Origin of the sequence: Plectonema radiosum NIES-515, assembly GCF_025753815.1 — a bacterium.
GTDB classification, from domain to species: Bacteria; Cyanobacteriota; Cyanobacteriia; order Cyanobacteriales; family Nostocaceae; genus Hassallia; species Hassallia radiosum_A.
Map to the genome: position 1 here is coordinate 1 of NZ_JAOWRF010000068.1, position 20,799 is coordinate 20,799.

The 20,799-nt window shown below is 41.7% G+C and carries 22 protein-coding genes and 1 pseudogene; 13 read left to right on the forward strand and 10 right to left on the reverse strand.

Annotation, left to right across the window (positions count from 1 at the left end; all coding sequences use genetic code 11):
- Together OGM63_RS04465 and OGM63_RS04470 are read left to right on the forward strand one after the other, a co-directional pair.
- Nucleotides 1-581 (forward strand): cobaltochelatase subunit CobN (locus OGM63_RS04465; protein ID WP_263744299.1); only part of this gene is annotated, 581 nt, incomplete at its 5' end.
- A gap of 25 nt (nt 582-606) precedes the next feature.
- Nucleotides 607-1,860 (forward strand): peptidoglycan-binding protein, encoded by a 1,254-nt coding sequence (locus OGM63_RS04470; RefSeq protein WP_263744300.1) that lies wholly within the window; start codon nt 607-609, stop codon nt 1,858-1,860.
- A 123-nt stretch (nt 1,861-1,983) separates the two neighbouring features.
- On the opposite strand, the gene OGM63_RS04475 is transcribed toward OGM63_RS04470, so the two are convergent.
- The 4 genes from OGM63_RS04475 to OGM63_RS04490 all read right to left on the reverse strand — a co-directional run bounded on the left by OGM63_RS04475 (nt 1,984) and on the right by OGM63_RS04490 (nt 6,144).
- Complete coding sequence (locus OGM63_RS04475) at nt 1,984-2,439, reverse strand: Fur family transcriptional regulator (RefSeq protein WP_263744301.1); 456 nt, start codon at nt 2,437-2,439, stop codon at nt 1,984-1,986.
- Nucleotides 2,440-2,728: 289 nt separating this feature from the next.
- A complete protein-coding gene (gene sigC / locus OGM63_RS04480) occupies nt 2,729-3,979 on the reverse strand; it encodes an RNA polymerase sigma factor SigC (protein WP_263744302.1) in 1,251 nt (416 codons plus the stop codon).
- Nucleotides 3,980-4,477: 498 nt separating this feature from the next.
- Nucleotides 4,478-5,422 (reverse strand): NAD(P)H-dependent glycerol-3-phosphate dehydrogenase, encoded by a 945-nt coding sequence (locus tag OGM63_RS04485; protein WP_263744303.1) that lies wholly within the window; start codon nt 5,420-5,422, stop codon nt 4,478-4,480.
- 77 nt (nt 5,423-5,499) lie between these two features.
- Entirely contained in the window at nt 5,500-6,144 is a 645-nt protein-coding gene (locus OGM63_RS04490) for a Uma2 family endonuclease (RefSeq protein WP_263744304.1), read from the reverse strand.
- A gap of 174 nt (nt 6,145-6,318) precedes the next feature.
- Between OGM63_RS04490 and OGM63_RS04495 the strand changes: the two genes are divergently transcribed.
- The 7 genes from OGM63_RS04495 (at nt 6,319) to OGM63_RS04525 (ending at nt 13,299) form a co-directional block, all read left to right on the forward strand.
- Entirely contained in the window at nt 6,319-6,618 is a 300-nt protein-coding gene (locus tag OGM63_RS04495; protein ID WP_263744319.1) for a DUF5615 family PIN-like protein, read from the forward strand.
- Between the two features lie 446 nt (nt 6,619-7,064).
- Nucleotides 7,065-8,498 carry an aspartate ammonia-lyase gene (locus tag OGM63_RS04500; protein WP_263744305.1) on the forward strand — a complete coding sequence of 478 codons (1,434 nt, stop codon included), beginning with the start codon at nt 7,065-7,067 and terminating at the stop codon, nt 8,496-8,498.
- 64 nt (nt 8,499-8,562) lie between these two features.
- Complete coding sequence (locus OGM63_RS04505; protein ID WP_263744306.1) at nt 8,563-9,534, forward strand: Npun_F2552 family protein; 972 nt, start codon at nt 8,563-8,565, stop codon at nt 9,532-9,534.
- A gap of 949 nt (nt 9,535-10,483) precedes the next feature.
- Entirely contained in the window at nt 10,484-10,669 is a 186-nt protein-coding gene (locus OGM63_RS04510) for a TLTLP motif-containing protein (RefSeq protein WP_263744307.1), read from the forward strand.
- Between the two features lie 563 nt (nt 10,670-11,232).
- Nucleotides 11,233-11,751, forward strand: a complete 519-nt coding sequence (locus OGM63_RS04515; protein ID WP_263744308.1) for an inorganic diphosphatase — start codon at nt 11,233-11,235, stop codon at nt 11,749-11,751.
- A gap of 253 nt (nt 11,752-12,004) precedes the next feature.
- Entirely contained in the window at nt 12,005-12,388 is a 384-nt protein-coding gene (panD, locus tag OGM63_RS04520) for an aspartate 1-decarboxylase (protein ID WP_263744309.1), read from the forward strand.
- 11 nt (nt 12,389-12,399) lie between these two features.
- The gene (locus OGM63_RS04525; protein WP_263744310.1) at nt 12,400-13,299 is read left to right on the forward strand and encodes an MBL fold metallo-hydrolase; all 900 of its coding nucleotides are present in this window, start codon (nt 12,400-12,402) and stop codon (nt 13,297-13,299) included.
- A gap of 35 nt (nt 13,300-13,334) precedes the next feature.
- On the opposite strand, the gene OGM63_RS04530 is transcribed toward OGM63_RS04525, so the two are convergent.
- From OGM63_RS04530 to OGM63_RS04540, 3 genes are all read right to left on the reverse strand, one after another.
- Nucleotides 13,335-13,550 carry a hypothetical protein gene (locus OGM63_RS04530; RefSeq protein WP_263744311.1) on the reverse strand — a complete coding sequence of 72 codons (216 nt, stop codon included), beginning with the start codon at nt 13,548-13,550 and terminating at the stop codon, nt 13,335-13,337.
- An 88-nt stretch (nt 13,551-13,638) separates the two neighbouring features.
- Nucleotides 13,639-14,748, reverse strand: a complete 1,110-nt coding sequence (locus tag OGM63_RS04535; protein WP_263744312.1) for an anthranilate phosphoribosyltransferase family protein — start codon at nt 14,746-14,748, stop codon at nt 13,639-13,641.
- Nucleotides 14,749-14,829: 81 nt separating this feature from the next.
- Nucleotides 14,830-15,780 (reverse strand): LysR family transcriptional regulator, encoded by a 951-nt coding sequence (locus tag OGM63_RS04540; protein WP_263744313.1) that lies wholly within the window; start codon nt 15,778-15,780, stop codon nt 14,830-14,832.
- A gap of 292 nt (nt 15,781-16,072) precedes the next feature.
- Here OGM63_RS04540 and OGM63_RS04545 point away from each other — a divergent pair, with 292 nt between their 5' ends.
- Nucleotides 16,073-16,405: a hypothetical protein gene (locus tag OGM63_RS04545; protein ID WP_263744314.1), complete on the forward strand. Its 333-nt coding sequence runs from the start codon at nt 16,073-16,075 to the stop codon at nt 16,403-16,405.
- 213 nt (nt 16,406-16,618) lie between these two features.
- On the opposite strand, the gene OGM63_RS04550 is transcribed toward OGM63_RS04545, so the two are convergent.
- Genes OGM63_RS04550 through OGM63_RS04560 form a run of 3 tightly spaced genes read right to left on the reverse strand, consistent with a single transcriptional unit; the run spans nt 16,619 to nt 19,523 of the window.
- Nucleotides 16,619-17,707 (reverse strand): ATP-binding response regulator, encoded by a 1,089-nt coding sequence (locus OGM63_RS04550; protein ID WP_263744315.1) that lies wholly within the window; start codon nt 17,705-17,707, stop codon nt 16,619-16,621.
- 2 nt (nt 17,708-17,709) lie between these two features.
- The gene (locus OGM63_RS04555) at nt 17,710-18,075 is read right to left on the reverse strand and encodes a response regulator (RefSeq protein ID WP_263744316.1); all 366 of its coding nucleotides are present in this window, start codon (nt 18,073-18,075) and stop codon (nt 17,710-17,712) included.
- Nucleotides 18,072-19,523 (reverse strand): ATPase domain-containing protein, encoded by a 1,452-nt coding sequence (locus OGM63_RS04560; RefSeq protein ID WP_263744317.1) that lies wholly within the window; start codon nt 19,521-19,523, stop codon nt 18,072-18,074. Before OGM63_RS04560 ends, OGM63_RS04555 begins: the two co-directional genes overlap by 4 nt.
- Before the next feature lie 194 nt (nt 19,524-19,717).
- Between OGM63_RS04560 and def the strand changes: the two genes are divergently transcribed.
- The 3 genes and pseudogenes from def to OGM63_RS04575 all read left to right on the forward strand — a co-directional run.
- A complete protein-coding gene (def, locus tag OGM63_RS04565; protein ID WP_263744318.1) occupies nt 19,718-20,284 on the forward strand; it encodes a peptide deformylase in 567 nt (188 codons plus the stop codon).
- A gap of 13 nt (nt 20,285-20,297) precedes the next feature.
- The gene (locus OGM63_RS04570) at nt 20,298-20,501 is read left to right on the forward strand and encodes a hypothetical protein (RefSeq protein WP_089125260.1); all 204 of its coding nucleotides are present in this window, start codon (nt 20,298-20,300) and stop codon (nt 20,499-20,501) included.
- A 34-nt stretch (nt 20,502-20,535) separates the two neighbouring features.
- A pseudogene (locus OGM63_RS04575) lies at nt 20,536-20,799 on the forward strand (hypothetical protein); the annotation flags it as partial.

Consider the following 20,799-nt stretch of genomic DNA (forward strand, 5'->3'; position numbering starts at 1 on the left):
CCCCACTCCCCAATCCTGAAGCATTTGAGCAACGCTTAAAGCACATGCAAATAGTGTTGCAAAATCAAGATAACCGCGAACATGATTTGCTCGATTCTGATGATTATTATCAATTTCAAGGGGGTTTAACGGCAGCAGTACGTTCTGTACGCTTAAAAAATCCTCAAACCTATTTTGGTGATAATTCTATTCCCGCTAACCCACGAGTTCGTCACCTGAAAGAAGAAATTGCACGGGTATATCGCTCTCGTGTAGTTAATCCTAAGTGGATTGCGGGAATGATGCGTCACGGTTATAAAGGAGCATTTGAAATGGCAGCGACGGTAGATTATTTATTTGCCTACGATGCTACAGCAAAATGCGTCGAAGACCATATGTATCAGGGGATTGTCGATGCTTATTTAGGCGATCGCACAGTTTGTGAATTTATCCAAGAAAAGAATCCGTGGGCATTGCGTGATATTGCTGAGAGAATGTTAGAAGCACATAAGCGTGATTTATGGCAGGATGTAAATATACAAACAATCGAAAATTTGCGAAACTTAGTTCATCAAGCTGAAGCAGCAATTGAAGAAAAATAAGGAAATACAGGTGTAGGAAACAAGTATGGAGAATCTAGCGTATTTACACTTAGCTTTTGTTTACGAAGAAAGCCCATCCAGTGAATTAGTTTCCCTTAGCGGTTTATTAAATAAAGCAGCAGCACCCGACTGGAAACGGCTTTCTAGTAAGGCTTGGGGATACATGCTACCCCTTGCCGTCACATTATCTGTTCTTTCTGTTGTTAGCAGCGCTCTGGCGCTAGAAAGGGGCGATCAAGGACCTTCTGTCAGAAACCTGCAACAACAATTACAACGGACAGGATTTTATCAAGCCCCTGTAAGTCAAGTATTTGACTTTCCCACAGAAGATGCTGTGCGACGCTTCCAAAAATCTGCTGGTCTAGCAGTTGATGGCGTTGCCAGCACAAATACTTTACAAAAATTAGAGAGTTGGCGTGCTCCATCGGTGGATACACAAGCTAACAAACCTGTTGTTGTTAACACAGAAACAGAAGCGAAAAAACCCGTTCAAAATACACAAGTCAAAAAACCACCAACTACACAAGCAACCAAACCCACTCAAACTACACAAGCAACCAAACCCACTCAAAATACACAAGCAACAAAACCCACTCAAACTACACAAGCAACAAAACCCACTCAAACTACAGTTGCCAGCAAACGTAGCGATCCCAACTTACTCGCTAAAGGTGACGAAGGTGAAGAAGTAAGAGTTTTGCAAGAAAGGTTGCGAGTGGCAGGCTATTATTACGGTAGCTCGACGGGCATATTTGGTTCCATTACTCAAGAAGCTGTTAAGCGCTTCCAACAAGCTTATAAATTAGATGCAGACGGTGTTGTTGGACCGGAAACACAACGCAGATTGCCGGCAAGTGGCATTGGTTATGGGGAAGATACTCCCAAGCGCAGTAATGATGATAAATTGCAAATCGGCGATCGCGGTGAAGCAGTAAGAGTTGTTCAAGAACAGTTGATTAAAGCGGGATATTTAGAGGGAGAGCCAAATGGCAACTACGGTCCCTATACAGCAGATGCTGTTCGCAGGTTTCAAACCGCTAATTATTTGGCTTCAAGTGGTGTAGCCGGTCCCACTACCAGAGCCAAGTTATATAGTTTAGTTACCTCTGGTTCTAAGAATGAGTTTAATGTCTTGGAAATTCAACGACGACTACATGAAAAAGGTTTTTATAAAGGTTCTCTCAACGGTGTGATGGGGAATGACACCAAAAAAGCGATTAGACAGGCACAAATGTTTTACGGCATCAGTCTCAATGACGTTAAAAGCGGACGCTACTAGCATCCGCTTCGGTGTTGTCAATATAAGTCCCCAATCAGTTGCTTACCCTCCATCACAGCAATTGGAAATTACTTAAAAATTTCATGATGGTTGTCTAGCGCGATCCCTGATAACCCCCAAGTGCTAAAGTGGCATGAGTGCCCGTTGGCACTTGGGACAAACCGCATGAATTGCTAGTTGACAGTCAAGCAACTGATAGCCTTCTTTTTGAGCAGTTTTTACACCTATTTTTAAAATAGAGTCATTTTTGAATTCAATAGTCGCGTTGCATCTTACACATATCAGGTGATGGTGATGATGCGGGTAAGGCTGGTTGAGTTCATAATGTTTATGTCCCTCTCCCAATTCTAATTCCCGTAAAATTCCCATCCGTGCCATTAGCTTCAAGGTGCGATAAATAGTTGAAAGGCTAATTCCTTCGCTATCGACTTCTAATCTATGGTAAAGATCCTCCGCACTGAGATGTTCTCCTTGTGGAAGTTCCTGAAAAATGTGTAGAATTGTTTCGCGTTGTGGAGTTAGACGCCACCCGCGTTCGTTTAGTTCTGCCCTGAGTGAAGTAGCTGAGTAGATAGTCATATCAATGTTTCTCAACAAAGCTTGTTAGTTGAGAATATAACAAAAATTTTGAGCTATTTGCAACAATCATGTCTTATTGCGAATATTTACTAAATGCTCAAAGACAAGTCACGGGATCTTGATGAGAATCAAGATCATCATCGATCCCTGCCCCCAAGGAATTGTCAAAAAAAATGCTGAGGTGACTTAGATTAACTCAAATGCAAATAATTTCCTACAAGCCAAAAAGAGGATGTAATTCATTAGTCCAGAGTCAATAGTCTGGGGTTGAGCGACTATTGACCATTGGCTAACTCAGAGATTCCAAGTAGTCGCGGATCAGATTGCGACGCTTGGGTTGACGCAGCTTTTGCAAAGCTTTGGATTCAATTTGTCGTACTCGTTCGCGGGATAAGTCCAGAGCGCGTCCAATTTCTGCTAGTGAGTAAGGATGACCATCAGCTAAACCAAAGCGCATGAGAATAACATCGCGCTCGCGGCTGGTTAAATCTGACAAAAGATGCTGCAAGTCTCTTTGTAAAGATTCTCGCATTAACATTTGTTCTGGGGTAACACCGTCGGTTTCGAGCAATTCGCCTAATTCGGTGTCCTTATCTTTACCAACCTTAGTTTCTAGAGAAACGGAGCGAGGAACACGTAACAAAACTTCCCGTACTTGAGCGGCAGTCATTTCTAACTCTACAGCTAAATCTTCCAAAGTCGGAGTGCGACCTTTTTCTTGGGCAATTTTGCGTTGAGCTTTTTTGATTTTGTTGAGCTTTTCGGTGATGTGGACAGGTAGACGGATTGTGCGGCTAGAAGTAGCGATCGCTCGTGTAATTCCTTGACGAATCCACCAGTAAGCGTAGGTGCTAAAACGATAACCTTTGGTGGGATCAAACTTCTCAACTGCTCGCTCTAACCCTAGTGTGCCTTCTTGGACTAAATCCAACAATTCCAAGCCGCGATTTTGATATTTCTTCGCTACAGACACTACTAGGCGAAGATTAGCCTTGATCATGTGTTCTTTTGCTTGGAGTCCTTGGGTCTTAATTTGCTCCAGCTCTTCCACTGTAATCTTGGCAATTTCTGCCCACCGTCGTTTGCCATCTGCTAAAGTCGGCTTGAGATCCGACAAGATTATACCAGCAGTGGCTGCCCATCTTTCTAAAGACGGGCGATGTCCTAGTTCAGCTGTCAAACGTTCCTGAACTTCGATTAAGCCCAGATATGGCGAAATTGTTGCATCTCCTTGCTTGGCAGCACTAGCAAGTAGTGTCCGCATCCGCAAGTAACGTTGAACTTTTTGAGCTTCTGAAACCTCTTCGTCCCGACCTAACAACCGAACCCGACCAATTTCCTGAAGATACAGACGTACTAAGTCTGTGCTGCGACGGTTTGTGCTAGAAAAGCTAGCAGGCTCAACAGCTGCCTCTATTTCCAGTTCTTCCAGTTCTTCTATTGGCAACTCAGTCTCATCAATTGTGAGTTCTGGGTCAAAAACCTGAGAGGACTGTTGGGTTTCGTAGGCTGCATCTGCGTAAAAAGATGTTGCTGGCATAAGGCTCGTCTCAATGGCTCCAGGTAACAATAGATTTCGGTCAGCTAATCAACTGTTGCTATTGTTCCCGTGATTTTAGGTGAACTAACACGGTTAAAGGTTCAGTTATCAATTTTTTGAGAAAAAATGTACTGATTTTATTTGATACCTTATATTTTCACTAACTCGTAAGCTGAAATCTGATTGAACCAATAGCTATTCAAATCCTCAGCTGGTCGTTAAACTAGGAATTACTTAGTTAAGATTTTCACCTGAATTTATCTTGACTGTAACTTTTTTAACGTGGTATAAACATAAAATAAGTGAAAATTACGTTTATCATACGCATAATCCTATCTACATAGGTATATGAGTGATTTCCTGATGATTTACTAAATTTTCAGCAGGGAATATTCGTAATGCATAATTGGTAATTGGTAGTCGATAGTGGTAAATAAATATCCATAGACAACCAGCAACGCTCCAACTAACCGCTAACAACCAACTATTTCCACAAGGTTAATAACTGTATTCTGGCTTGATATCTCGCAGCATCAGTTCATCAAGCGCTTGTTGTGGGGTGACTTCACCTTCAAGTAAGCGATAAACTTGCTCGGTAATTGGGATGGATATATTTCGCTGCTTGGCTCGTTGCATCAAAACTCGGCAAGTGTTGACTCCCTCTGCGGTTCCTTGTAAATGGGTGAGAATTTCTGTTAGTGTTTTACCACAAGCCATTTGATAGCCAACTTGATAATTGCGACTTAAAGGGCTGTTGCAGGTTGCGAGCAAATCGCCTAAACCAGATAAACCGTAAAATGTTTCTGTCTTCGCACCCCAGAAGTTGCCAATGCGAACCATTTCAGTTAAACCACGAGTGACTAAAGCAGCTTTGGCGTTGGTTCCCAATTGTAAACCGTCACAGACACCAGATGCGATCGCTATTACATTCTTTAATGTACCCCCCAGTTCCACTCCCAAGGGGTCGGAATTGGTATAAACTCGGAAACGACTAGAGGAAAATACTAACTGTACTAACTCAGCAGCATCTTTACTTCTGCTAGCTACTACCGTTGCTGCTGGCAATTCCATTTCAATTTCTTTAGATAAATTCGGTCCCGACAACACCACAACCGCATGAATAGGGAAAGTTTCTTGCCAAATTTGCGATGGTGTGCTAATAGTTTCTGGCTCTAACCCTTTGGTCACAGTCACAAAAACCGCTTTCGGTGGAATCGGTAAACCGTGTAATTGTGTAGCGACTTCGCGTACTCCTTTCATGGAAATCGCCGAAACGATCGCATCAGCATTTTCCACAACTTCTGCCAAAGTTTCGGAACCGTACCGCGACCAAATGCTGACCTGATGACCGTTAGCTTCAGCTATAGATGCTAAACCAGTCCCCCATGCACCCGCACCGAGAACAGCAATTGATTTTGAATTAGTCGATTTTAGATTAGTCAACTTTGGATTTTAAGTTTTAACTGTAGGGTGTGTGCGGTACGCGCAACCCACCATCAATAATATAAGATACGTCATTACTACACCACACCAGCTTGAAAAATTTGGTTTGGGGTGAGGTTCAAATCGGGAAAAGTTTGGGATACAATGCGATCGCCGGAGGGGTTGCCGCAGGCATCGCTATCTCGAAACTTGGTTATTTGATATTCTCCATCAACTAAGTTACAAACGGATATTGTCGGTTGTTTAGGGTTGCCGATAAAATTACGTCCACCCAACGCTGCGTAATCCACAATCCAGTATTCGGGTATTCCCATCTCTTCATAATCAGCATACTTTAGGTAGTAATCGCTGCGCCAGTTGGTTGATACAACTTCGACAATCAAAGGAATTGAGGCATTATCAGTGACTGTCGATTCTTTTTTCCACAACTGTTCATTATTTAGGTTGGCACGGTTTAGCACCAATATATCTGGGAAGTAACCAGAATCTTTTTCAGGAGGACGAACTATGGCTTGGTTGGTAATAAAGTAAGGAAGGTCTAATCGGTCGAACTCCACCGTTAGTTTTCTTGCTAAAAAACCTGTTACTTCCTCATGTTCTCCTACTGGTTGTGCCATCTGGATAATTTCCCCATTATGAAGTTCGTAGCGTACTCCTGAATTTTCTCTTAGGCGATCGACAAATTCCTCAAAGGTTACGAGCTTGGGTAATGCTTGAGTCATAGGTTTTGAGAATTATTCATTTGGATGATTTTATCTCAATTCTGGGTGAAAGCAGTTAGATTAAAATCATTGTTATCTATAAGCAGTGCTATGGGTACAGATATTAATCTTTATGCAGAGATTCGCAGAAATGGTAAGTAGCAGAACTTTAACAATCAAATTATCCGAGGCATCCTGCGGCGAAATCCTGATGTTGATATTATGCGCGTTCAAGATGTGGGGTTGATTGAAGCCGACGATCCAACTGTGTTGGCATGGGCAGCACAAAACCGACGTGTAGTATTAACCCACGATGTGGCAACAATGACAAACTTTGCCTATGAGCGAATGCAAGCAGGTCTTGAGATGCCAGGATTGTTTGAGGTCAGTCGTCGTGTTCCAGTCGGTTTAGCAATTGAGGAACTTTTGCTGATAGCGGAGTGCAGTTTGGAAGGAGAATGGGAGGGGCAAGTAAGATTCTTACCCTTGCGATAACTGTTGTGAAATGCGGTCTAACAATCGTTAGGACTTACGCACACTCTATGAATTCTTCTCTTCGAGACGCTCCGCGAAGGCGTTCTTGGCGTCTTCTCCTTCGGAGACGCGAGGCGCGAAGGCGGTTCGATAAATTAAGCTTTTTGGCAATTTTTGCGCTCATTCCTGAATCGTGTTGACGTTATGGGTGATGTGTTTGGTAGAGAAGTGCTTTGAGGTAGTTGGCGAGGTGTACAATATTTGTTTTCCACTATTATTGCTGTTATTGATTTGACTCAACTTTGAACGAATCCGTAGCTTCTATGCATACACTACGCTTTTTGTCAAAGGGGAACTTAAGATTAAAAATTGTCAACTAACCCAGATAATTCTATTTGATATGGTTTGTATTTTGTCAAGCCAGACATCAGCTTAATTTTAATAACTGAACCCAATCCAAAATCGGTATGACTCAAACAGACTCCCAATTCCGTACAGAACGCGATTCGATGGGCGATCGCCAAATCACTAGTAGCGCTTATTACGGCATCCAAACGCTACGAGCAATGGAAAACTTCCCCATCAGCGGCATTAAACCTCTAGATACTTACGTAGATGCTTGTTTAATTATCAAAAAAGCTACCGCCATCGTTAACGGAGAATTAAAATGCATTTCCCCAGAAATTAGTCTAGCAATTGTGCAAGCAGCTGATGAAGTACTTGCAGGTAAGTTTCGCGATCAATTTGTGGTAGATATTTATCAAGCGGGAGCGGGTACTTCTCACCACATGAATGTCAACGAAGTACTAGCAAATCGCGCTTTAGAAATTCTCGGCTATGAAAAAGGCAATTACAAGGAAGTTAGTCCCAATGACCACGTTAACTACGGACAGTCTACCAATGATGTGATTCCCACGGCAATTCGCATCGGTGGCTTATTAGCATTATCAAAGACATTGCAGCCAGCTTTAGATAATGCGATCGCATCCCTCGAAGAAAAAGCCGACGAATTTCAAGATATCGTCAAATCTGGCAGAACTCACATGCAAGACGCTGTACCTGTGCGCTTGGGTGAAAATTTCCGTGCTTGGGCACAAATCCTCTCCGAACACCAAAACCGCATTTACACAGCTTCTGGTGATTTGATGGTGCTGGGTTTAGGTGGTAGCGCTGTCGGAACAGGTATGAATACTCATCCTGATTATCGCGCCCGTGTGGTGCAAGTTATCTCAGAATTGATAGACTGTCCCCTAGAACCTGCATCACACTTAATGGCTGCCATGCAGAGTATGGCACCATTTGTTAGTGTTTCTGGTGCTTTACGCAACTTAGCACAGGATTTAGTCAAAATATCTCACGATTTGCGGTTGATGGATTCGGGTCCAAAAACAGGTTTCAAAGAAATTCAATTGCCTCCCGTGCAACCGGGTTCCTCAATTATGCCCGGAAAATATAACCCAGTGATGGCAGAGATGACCTCAATGGTGTGTTTTCAGGTGATGGGTTACGACAGTGCGATCGCTCTTGCCGCCCAAGCCGGACAATTAGAATTAAATGTGATGATGCCGTTGATTGCCTACAACCTGATTCACAGCATCGAAATTTTAGGAAATACCATCAAAGCACTTACCCAAAGCTGCATTATCAAAATCACCGCCAATCGCGATCGTTGTTTGGCTTACGCTGAAGGTAGTTTAGCTTTAGTCACCGCATTAAATCCCCATATTGGCTATTTAAATGCGGCTGCTGTAGCCAAAGAATCTTTAGAAACTGGTAAATCCCTGCGGCAGATTGTCTTAGAAAAAAATCTGATGACCGACTTGGAATTAGCCCAGGTGTTAAATCTAGAACAGATGAGCGGTATCTTACCCCTCACGGCACTTGACACAGAAGTAGATTAAAAAGGAATAAGGTAAGATAGAAGATTTTTTTCTTCTATCTTTTATCTTCGTTCTTTATCAACCCATGCAGACTCAAAAACCATCTGTCAGTTTGATTCGGGCTACTTCCTACGAACAAGAGGCTTTAAGAGAATCTTTAGCAACGCTGTTAGAACCTTTAGGTGGAATGCAAGCATTCGTCAAACCAGGACAACGCGTTTTGCTAAAACCGAATCTACTCACCGGAGCGCGTCCCACTAAAGAGTGTACCACCCGCGCCGAATTAGTTTATGAAGTAGCCAAGATGGTGATTGAGGCTGGTGGTCAGCCATTTTTAGGAGATAGTCCTGCTTTTGGCAGTGCCAAGCAAGTAGCGATCGCAAATAACTATCTCCCGATTATCCTTGAACTCAAGCTTCCAATTATAGATTTTCATGGCTCGCGTTACGAAACCGTCAACGAAGACTTTAACCATTTGCTGCTGTGCAAAGAAGCGATGGAAGCAGATGTGGTAATTAACTTGCCGAAAGTGAAATCTCACGCTCAGTTGACCTTAACCCTGGGGGTAAAAAACCTCTTTGGTTGCGTTCCCGGCAAAATGAAAGCTTGGTGGCACATGGAAGCTGGGAAAGATGCCAACCGATTTGGAGAAATGTTAGTAGAAACAGCTAGGGCAATTAACCCAGATTTAACTATTTTAGATGGCATTATCGGTCATGAAGGTAATGGTCCCAGCGGTGGGGAACCTCGTCCACTCGGCGTTTTAGCCGCATCGGCAAATGTATTTGCTCTCGATAGGGCAATGGTACAAGTCCTCAATGTTTTACCCGAACAAGTACCTACCCTCGCTGCCTCAAAACGATTAGGGTTGTGTCCGGAACTTGCGGAAATTGACTTTCCTAACTTACATCCTGATTTACTAAAAATAGATGATTGGCAATTACCAGATAAATTAATGCCTATCGATTTTGGAATGCCCCGTGTGATTAAATCTACGTTTAAGCATCTTTACATCCGTTTTATCAAAGAACCGATGAGTGCTTATGCCAAAGGTTAGGCTAATCGGTAATGGAAGACTGGAAAAGAACAATTACCAATTACCAACCAGCTATCCACAAATGCAAACTTCGCTACAACAATCTTGATTCTTGGCAGAGTAAGCTGTAATTACCCTCCGATTGCTTAACCAAACCGCCATATTTTAGTGGCGGTTTTTTTCGTTTCGTTTATTTGTTAAATTCTGATGATATTTCTTCCACCGGAATTTTTTCAGCTTTTGACTGATGCTTTATTAATTTTGATTCTGTATTAATTAGAGATGATTCTTCTTTCGGATCAAAAGTATTTATACTCTACCTATATATAGATTGACAAAAATCAATTGATATCCCTCATATTATCGCCGATAAACTTTTAAATATTTTCTGAGTGCCATCACTGATTAACAATTTAAAACACTTTTGATTTATCTGTATTTATTCGGTGTGAATTGATGATGAAAATTGATTACTGCTCAAGTTGCGATCGCTTCTCCAAAAAGTTATCGTGTAACTACTTATAATAATCGAAAACACATATACCTTGTGGGTGATTATTCAGTATGTATATCGGTATTAATCAACAAGTTATAACCCCAAAACACCCTTTCCAAAAGCATTCTCGGATGTTTTAATTGTTAAATATTACTCAGATGTCTTTTTTTTTGTCGTTTAAAATACAAAAATAATTGTAATTTTTCATGCTGTTGCTGTCAAAGATGCGGAATCTATCGATTACACCGTACCATGAAGTATATTGAGATATTGGTCACTAACAAAAAAGTTTAGCTAAATAGCGGCTTCGTATCAAATATCTTTGGGATGAAAAAAGAAGTATTATGACAGTTTGATAATTGGTTGATATTATTGAATACTAAATAGCTTATAATTTAAAAGTAGCTAAAATAACAGCAAGACTCTTGACTTTGAGAGTTGAGCAACAAGTGATGTGAAAACCTGCAATCTTCTATGAATTCAAATAGCCAGTCTGCCAATCCCGACACATATTCCCATCGTTTGGCAGACATTGTGGGAACAGCGATCGCTCTGTTAACTCTAACGTTACCAATCTTAGTCATCGCTAATTATTCTTCAACCAGCGTTCCGAATAATCAGCAACCCATTACATACAACATAAAAACTAGTGAAAATTAAGCAAAAGTTAACAGTAGAATTCCCAAAAAAAGAACGTTCTGACAACAGAAAGCAGATTTGGCGCGAACGTTAGCGTCAGAATTGAATAGGGAATTTTTCATGACTCGGCTTTCGATAAGTCCGAGTAGAGGTTTCCTGAGTTCGGAACTTGGGGAGCCTTTTAAACTTTTTTGAAAAGCTAGGGACTAGGTGTAGGGGGGGATTTTCGGGCTTGCCCGACACGTTGAGCGCAACGGACTGTGCGGTAGGGAGCAAACAAAGCAATTAGTTAGCCACTAACGCATACTTGCTTGCCAAAAGAGAATTCTCGGTAAGCTAAACCTCTGTTTGCTTAGGACAGAGGCTTTAATTCCCCCTTCCCTATTCAAAGGAAGGGGGGTAGGGGAGTTAGTTATGGGCGTAAATTTCAAGTTTATAAATCTTTTGTGCAGATGTCTAAAGCATACTCCAAGGTGAAAACCGTTTGAACTAAGTATTTTGGGATATGTCCATATTAGCCTAAAATTCTACACGGGGAGCCGTTGCGTGCGCCCGTAATTCACTGTTAGCTGAGGATTTTTACTGTGGACTTATCCCGTATTCCTGCCCAACCTAAACCGGGTCTAATCAACGTTCTGATTGAAATTCCTGGTGGGAGTAAAAATAAATACGAATACGACAAAGACTTACAAGCTTTCGCTTTAGACCGGGTACTTTATTCTTCGGTACAATATCCCTATGACTATGGTTTTGTACCCAACACGTTGGCTGACGATGGCGATCCCCTCGATGGTATGGTTATAATCGACGAACCAACCTTTCCAGGGTGTATCATTGCAGCAAGACCGATTGGCATGTTAGAGATGATTGACGGTGGCGATCGCGATGAAAAAATTCTTTGTGTACCCGACAAAGACCCACGTTACAAAGACGTCAGATCCATCAAAGACTTACCAGCACACCGATTGGATGAAATTGCCGAATTTTTCCGCAGTTATAAAAATTTGGAAAAAAAGGTGACAGAAATTCGCGGTTGGCTAGATGTTGACCACGTTATGCCCTTAGTAGAACAGTGCATCAAAGCTGGTAGCGAAAAAGGTTGAGATTCGGATTCGGAAACTACCTGAACAAACTTTCAACCAAAGTCAAGAAATTAGAAGTCAGAAGTCAGCAATGTGGCAGTCTGAGTAGAGTTTCTTACTGCCACAAGCATTTTTCATCTAGGCTCTATACTATGAGCAGGGAGTGCAAGCGATCGCCCTTTTTCATCCCACAAAGGAGCCTAACATATTATGCTGACTCCTGAATTCTGAATTCTTTCTTGATAGCTCAATTGGCACAGAACCCCTAAAAGTAATGCAGCGCACGCTCCTTTTGGCAAAAATTCACAACTGCACCCTGACGGGGGCAAATATCAATTACGTCGGTAGTATCAGCATCGACCAAATTTTGTTAGAGAAATCTGGCATTTTACCCTATGAGCAGGTGCAAGTAGTGAATGTTGCCAATGGCGAGCGTTTCATTACTTATGCGATCCCCGCTCCAGCCAATTCAGGAGCAATTGAATTAAATGGCGCTGCGGCACGTCTAGGCATTATCGGCGATCGCTTGATTATAATGGCTTACGGGCAGTTAACCACAGAAGAGTTAAAAAATTACTCTCCTACGGTTGTCATTGTGGATGAAAAAAACCGACTCTCCCAAGTGCGGCACTACGATGACCTGCTCAGTCAAGTCTAGTTATAAGGAAAATGTCAAATATTGAGTTGTCAGATTCTCACCATGTAAAACAAACTACTTCGTCCAACGATCCCGTTGGAGAATTTAGTGTGGAATTCTGGGGTGTGCGGGGTTTAATACCCACCCCCAGCACCAATACCAGCCGCTATGGTGGTAATACTGCTTGTGTAGAAATGCGTGTAGCTGGAAAACGCTTGATTTTTGATGGTGGTACAGGTTTACGCATCCTGGGAAGAAGTTGGTTAAAACTCAACGGACCACTAATAGCCCATTTATTTTTTACCAACTCTCAATCAAATCGCATCCAAGGCTTTCCTTTTTTTTCTCCTGCATTTGTTGGAGAAAATTGCTTTCATATTTACGGTACAGCTGCCTCAAATGGTGCTTCGATTAAGCAGTCTCTGTGCGATCAAATGCTGCAACCGCACTTTCCTTATCCTTTGCAGGTGATGCAGGCAGACTTGCAGTTTAACAATCTGACTTCGGGTAGCAAGGTAACTTTAGACGATGTGACGATTGAAACTGCGTTAATCAATCAAAATCAGCGATCGGCAGGATACCGAGTTTCCTGGAACAATTACAGCGTTGCCTACATGACAGATTTGTATCAGGGTGCCAACGAAATCGATCTTGGATGTATTAGAGAGCTAATTGAAGGTGTAGATTTGCTCATAGCTAATGCTACATACACTCCCCCAACCGCTCACAATCATGAATCACCTGATTTGCTTTGGAAAACTGCCCTGAATTTAGCTGATGGTGCTGGTGTGAAACGGTTAGTTATCTCACATCACCACCCAGACGATCATGATGATTTTCTCGACTCTGTGCAAACTGAAGTTAAAAATGCTTTTACTCAAGCATTACTAGCCCGTGAAGGCTTAATTTTATCTGTTGTGGGAGGAAATTAAACAGATGATTAAATTTCTGATTTAATCTTCCCCCATTAGACTTTCACTTTGTCAATCAAGAAAGGATTATCGTTTTGTGAAGGATGAAAGTCCTTTATCAAATAATCTCTGCCGTTAAACAATGCTTTGTACAAAAATTTATCTTGAGTCAGCCAAAACTCAATAAATTCCTGCCAGATTTTTCTATCGAAGAGTTTTCTCTCTTGATATAGCAATATCGCTAAACCCAAATTCAAAAACAATAAAATCAACCAGATTCCCGACGGAACATATGTCGGGAATCTAACTTCTCACGCGTGGGATAAATTGACAGTAGAGAGGTTCCGCCCATAGGCGTCTCTACAAGATGTGCGATAAGCCTGTCATGATATGATATAGTTCTTTAGAAGAATTTATAATTTGAGTAAGTTCTTGAAGTTTTGCAGCTACTGCGCCATTACTAAATAATTCTTCCGCCTTAATTATACCCGCTTGCATATCTGAACAAATACCACTGCGCCATAGATAAAAACCGCCATTCCATAAAGCTGTTTGCATCAGTTCGGAAGGTTTTGCACTTAACACGCTTTGAATATCCGCTACTAGTTGTTCAGTAGTTTCCAGGGGTACATTCTTGGTAGTAAAGTTGTAGTCACGCGGAGGGAGGAGTAACCTTTCTATCGCGGTTAATCCTTCTTGTTGCGGTGCTAATGGTGCAGATAAACCGATGATTGCAGTGCGATCGCGTGGTAAATCGCAACTACCTTCCAATCCCTTGACTAATGTAAATTTGCTTACTCCCCGCAGCGTCAAAGCTTGTTGAAACATTCCTTCTGTGGGAGGATGGACAAACCCAGCAATAATATGAGCATCGCCAGCATAAGGACACCAAATTAACTCCATTGTGGCAAAAGGTGGGCGCTTACCTAGTTGGTCGCGGTACTCCCAAATTTTATTAGTTAAGGGAAAATGCTGAGGCTGATAAACAAAGCCAATGCCTGTTTTTTCAAAGACTTGCTGTTGTTTTTCTAGTGTCAGTGTAGTCCAATCAACTCCTAAATTCTGCCAAATTTCTACCAAAGGTATACCGTATTTTGTCGGCAAGCGAGATCCACCATGCATCACCACAGATTGCCCCGCAGAAGCTAACAGTAAAGCCGTCACGGGGCTGATGGGTGCGGTGCGGGTTCTGCCATCATAAGGTATGCCTAAAACTATCACTGGATGCCCAGAGTTAATATTTTGCAGTAGTGGTCCTAGTTCTTCGTAAGCATCCAACATTCCCGCTAACTCTTCCCCCGTGGGACGTTTGATGCGGTGGGCAATTAAAAAGGCACCGATTTGCGCTGGTGTCGCTTCACCCAGCAGCATCATTTTGGTTGCTTTATAGGAATCCGCACGAGTTAAATTTTCTCCTGTGTGGTTCCCGCTGCCTACTTTTTTTAGTAATTCTCTGAATATATTGCTCATAAAAATTTAGATTAAGAGTCAAAACTCAAGAGTTAAGATTTTTGGACTATAGACTTTGGACTATGGACTAACATCTATTTATTAAGAAGCCGATCGCTTTAATGAATCAAACTGTTGTGGTATATGTTCCTGCACCAATTGCCAGAAGTATTGGATGGGTGGAATTAGCAAGCGATCGCCTGTTGTTACCATGACAACCCGACGAGTTAAACTAGAATTATCTGGCAAACTACTGTTAGCATTGCAGGCTAAGGGACGAACTGCAAGAGTAGGGTCAAGACGTGCTTCAACTAATGCAGAGTGAGGCAGCAGAGCTACTAATTCTCCTTGCCGTACCACTCCCCGAAAAGCATCTAAAGTATTTACCTCTAAAGCTGCTTGAAGTGTCGCTTCTAGACGCTCAAATCTATCCTGCACTAAGCGTTGCATCCCATAACCATCCTTAAAAACTACTTGGGGATAACGAATTATTTCCGACCAAGAAACGCGATCGTGTTGCCCAAGGGGGTGATTGGCACCACAGAGTAATTCTATCGGTTCATCAAATAGCGTTTCTACGACCATTTCTCTTGCGCTGGTGAGAAAACGATTATTCATGACAATTGCCAAATCGACTAATCCATCTTTGAGAACTTTTAAAGCGCGATCGCTTCCTAATGATGTCACCCGCAATTGCACATTTGGATATTCATGACAAAATTTTTGCAGAATTGGTGGTAGATAATAAGCACACAGCGAGTGAATCACAGCGACACAAAGTTCTGGCTGCTTTCCTGCCACTAAATCTCCTAACTCTTGGGTGAGTGTTTGCCACTCCAAGCAAATTTTCCGGGCACGGGGTAGCATCCGTTCACCCCCCAGAGTCAGTTTTGCTTGTCCTGTTCTGTGAAACAATTCTAAGCCCAAATCTGCTTCTAGTGCTTGAATTTGGCGACTGATAGTTGATTGGGTGACACCACATTTTCTCGCTGCTTGTTGAAAGCTGCCAGTTTCTGCGATCGCTAGAAAGGCTTGCAACTGCTCTAGGCGCATGTTTATGTAGCCTGAATTACATTATGGCATTAACTAGGTTATAGGATGTTAGCGCATATTTTAGTACCCTTTGTTACAACCTCTTTTTTTTTGTAGTCAGCGCTACCCTACGGGAAAGCTCCGCTAACAGCGCTGGAGAATCGCTGATTACAAAAAGCACGCTTAGGCTATTTTGTAAAGATCGAGAAAACCTCTAAATTTATGCAATTTAACCAAAATATGTCAAGAATAGATGTAGCCTCATGAGAATAAACCTTGTACGTAAGTCGTTGCTTAGTTAAAAGGAGAAATTATGCCTGAAGATAGCCCAATCAATATCAATCCCCAAGCTGAGGTAATAATTATCGCATTAGGAGATATCCACAACCAAGGAGTTATTGGTAAAATAACCGGCGATGTTGCAAATATTATGAATGATACCCCAGGTTCTCAACAAGCAGATATATCTGGAATCACAGCACTTATTGCTCAATTACAAAAACGGATCGAAAATAATAATCAATTGTCACCGATGGATAAAGCTCAAGCTTTACAACAGGTAAAAGCTTTAGCATTTATCGATCGAGCAAAGAATAAGCAAGTAATGACAGCAACAAGTGATGAATTATTGTCAGATGAACCATAATTGCGGCTTGAGAAGCTAGCACTTTATAAAAATTTATATTATATCATGTCCGTTTAATTGCTGATAATCACGCGATGTTTGAACTTATCGACGTTATATGAGCGGACATGATATAACTGGTGCTGATAATTATTCAGAAGTTAGCGTAGACGAACTTTGTTTGTATAACCCCGAATTCAATTCGTCAACACTGTCTTCAAGTCTTGGTACATTTTATGATTGAGTATTACCGATAGGCAATGTCACAGTAAAAGTAGTTCCTACCCCAACTTCGCTCTTGACAGCAATTTTACCTTGATGTAAGTCAACACACTGCTTGGCGATCGCTAACCCCAAACCACTGCCGGGAATGTTTCCCACATTACTGGCACGATAAAATGACTCAAACAGATGCTGTTGGTCTTCTGAAGTAATCCCAATACCTTGATCTTTAATCTGAAAAATTACCTCTGATTCATTAGAGATTAATTCTAAATCAATTGGACTATCTTTAGGTGAATACTTAATGGCATTTGTCAGCAAGTTAGTCAGAATATGTCGTAACAGTTTTTCATCAATCCAAGCATTTATATATTTATCTTTACCCAACAAGTTAACTTTATTATTATTAATCAATTCAACTTCTTCAATCAATTGTTGGCAAAATTTAGTTAAATTAATTGAAGCTGGATTTATTTTTTGTTTTCCTAACTCTCCTATCGATAATAATAATATATCATCTAAAATATCGGTAATTTTTTTGACATAAATTTTAATCTTCTCGTAAAATTCCTGTTTTTTTTCTTCAGTTAATTTCTCGCTAGAGCGGTGGAGCAGTATTTGTGCAAAAGCAGAAATTGTATGTAGTGGATTGCGAATTTCATGGGAAGCTATAGAAATAAAGCGGGTTTTTATTTCGTTGATTTCTTGGAGATTTTTGTTAGCAATTTTTAATTCTAAAGACAATTGTCGTCTTTGAAGTAGCATTTCTACCCGCGCTTGTAATTCTACTTTTTCCACAGGAGTGATAATCAATTCATCAATAGTTTGCCAGAGATGACGAGTTACCATCCCTACATCTCGACGGTATGTAACTAATAGAAAAGGTAAAAATAATGGTTCTTGAGCTTTTTTAGTAGTTTGTAACCAATGACTGTATCGATCTAATGCTCTCCCACCTAAAATACATAAATCAAAAGATTGTTGCAAGCTAGACAATTCATCATCAAAATCAGGTGAAAATACCTCGTAACGTGTTTTCAACCACTCAGATAATAAGCGACGATTTTCTTTATGTTCTAGAAGTAGTAAAATCTTACACATATTTAATCTCCCAAGAGACTCTTAATCAACGCCAGTAATTGTCGCATGACAAGGGGTTTAACCAGCATACTCCTAGCGCCGTGAGCAAGGCTTTGGAGTTGAATTGTAGCGCTTTGTTTCGGCGAGATAACCAAAAAGGGAATTTGTTTATTTTGCAGTTGTTCGCAGCGTTCCCAGATAGTGCGATCGAAACCAGCAATATCTAACATAACTAACTTAATTTCCGATAATTCGCTTAATATGCGATCTAACTCCTCCAAACTACTAACCCCGATGGTTTCATATCCTTGTTTCGTTAAAAATTGGTTAAGTAATTCTAAATTGCGGCTGTTGCTGTCTACAGTTAAAATCAGGGGTTTTTCGCTCATTCTTCCCCATCATAATTATCTGCCCATTCGGGAGTGCCGCTGAGAATTTTTCTAAGTTTGCTGAGTGGTTTACCTACCTTGATACCGTAACGAGTTAGCTCAAGTTCTCGCAATGTTTTTTCAAAGTCGGACAAGCGTTTCTTTAAAACGCCGATCGCTTTCCGCATTTCTCCTTTAATTTCTAAATAGCGCAGAAAAATGATATTATCTGCAATGTAACTGATCCCAACATCAGTTGCTCGAAATTCACCGGTGATGTGTTCCATCTCGTTAACCACAATCACCGTCACACCCATATTTTGCAAATATTTACATAAAGCGTGCAAATTGGTAATTAAATTTTCACCGCGCATCGCCAATTGATAACCAGCAACGCTGTCAATCATTACAATCCGCGCTTTTCCTTCTTCTACCTCTTCACGCACCAAACTAGCGAATTCATCGGCGCTCAATTGCAATGGATCGACTGGTACAACTGACAGCGTGCCGAATTTAATCATAGCGTGAACTGGAATATTAACGCCTTCCGAACGAGCCACCAGAGTTTCTTCCGTTTCCTCAAAGGTGTAAATTACCGATCGCTCTCCTCGTCCAGCAGCTTCTTTCATAAACTGAAGTCCGATGGTAGTTTTGCCCACACCAGTAGGACCCGTTAAAATTGTCACCGTCCCGCGCTCTAAACCACCGTGTAGCAGTTGATCTAATTCTGGCACACCAGAAGCAACAGTCTCATTACTATATTCGCGTTTGTAATTTTCTGGTTGCAGATGGGGAAACAGCTGCATACCTTTATCGGTTAAGCGCACCGCATGAAAACCACTGCGAAAGTCAGAACCGCGAAACTTAGTAACTTGCAGCGTCCTGCCTTTGCTAGAGTTGTATAGGTGAATTACACCATCGCTCATAAATTGTAAATCTTCGTCCGGAGCAGAGCGACTAGCTTCAGAAGTGAAAATTACCGTCGCACCAGCTTCTAACAAAAAGCGCATAAATGACAGCACTTGTTTGCGAAACTGGAAAGCATCAGTAGACATGTAGCGAAACTGAGTTATCGCATCCAGAAACACTCGCTGGGGTTTAATTGCATCCACAGACTCGATTAATTTTTGCGTAGTTGGTTCTCGTTCAACCTCAGCCGGAGAGAAAATATCATAAGTTTCCATTTGGGTGAAAAATTCCGCAGATGGGCTGAGATCCAAAAAGTGCATCGCTTCGGTGTTTAAACCAATCGCTGCACCATTATTTTTAATTTGCTCTGCCGGTTCTCCGAAAGTTATATACATACTCGGTTCATCGTTGGCTACACCCACTGTGAGAAAATGCAGCCCCAGTGTAGTTTTACCAGAACCCGGACCACCGCGCACCAAATAAGCTCGACCGGGGACAAAACCACCATGCAGAACTTCGTCAAAACCTCGTATTCCCGTCGATAGACGCTTTTGATTCATTTATGAAAATTTCCATTCAGAAACTCCACCTCAACAGTGGTGGAGTTGAAAAAAGTTTCTACCCATTAGATTGATACCATAAATCTTGCAAATGTTTATTCTAAAGCAGGTTGGGAAATCCTCACTGGGTATTAGGCTCAGATTGATAGAATTGAAATAGTAGCACTATTGTGAAATCTAGCCGAATTAGAAACATGCCTTCAAGTTGCATTTCTGTTGAGAAAAAAAAGTTAAAAAATCCGCCTTTATCACTTCACTATCTAGGCGATCGCGTTCTGCGTCAACCAGCAAAGCGCATTGCCAAAGTAGATGACGAACTTCGTCAACTGATACGCGAAATGCTGCAAACTATGTACAGCAAAGACGGCATTGGTTTGGCAGCACCCCAAGTTGCAGTGAACAAACAACTTATTGTCATCGACTGCGAACCAGAGAATGCGGCTAATCCCCCACTAATTTTAATTAACCCGACAATAAAACAGGTAAGTCGTGATATTATTGTTGCTCAAGAAGGATGTCTCAGCATTCCCAACGTCTATATAGATGTCAAACGCCCAGAAGTTGTGGAAGTTGCATACAAAGATGAAAATGGGCGCCCCCGGACATTGAAAGCAAGCGATTTACTCGGACGCTGCATTCAGCACGAGATGGATCACCTCAACGGTGTATTGTTTGTAGACCGGGTAGAGAATTTTTTGACGTTGAACGAGGAGTTATCCAAGAATGGCTTCTCCTATCAAGCTGTGAAACCAGTCGCATAAGGTAGTGTGAAGTATGATGATGACTCCAAAAAGCGGACTTTTTTTAGCAGGTTGTTGTATAACAGCGATCGCAGGAGTCGGTTCAGTTTTTGAACTTACTTCCGGACAACCCGATTTAGGTATGCAAACAACTGCAATCATTCTGGCATTGAGCATTCCCCTCACCGGATTATTTTTCTTTGCCGCAGTGCGAGATACAAAGGCTAACATTAAATAAGCATCAGGTACATAAAAAGGTAAAAGGCGAAAGGATGGACGGAATTTATTCTTTACCTTTTACCTTTTATTTTTTGCGCTTGGCATTGGGCAATGGGCAGGAGGAAGGGAGACAAGGGAGACAAGGGAGACAAGGGAGACAAGGGAGACAAGGGAGACAAGGGAGACAAGGGAGACAAGGGAGACAAGGGAGACAAGGAAGACAAGGAAGACAAGGAAGACAAGGAAGACAAGGAAGATTCTTTCCTTTCTCCCCATCCCCCCCTCTCCCCATCCCCCCCTCTCCCCATCCCCCCCTC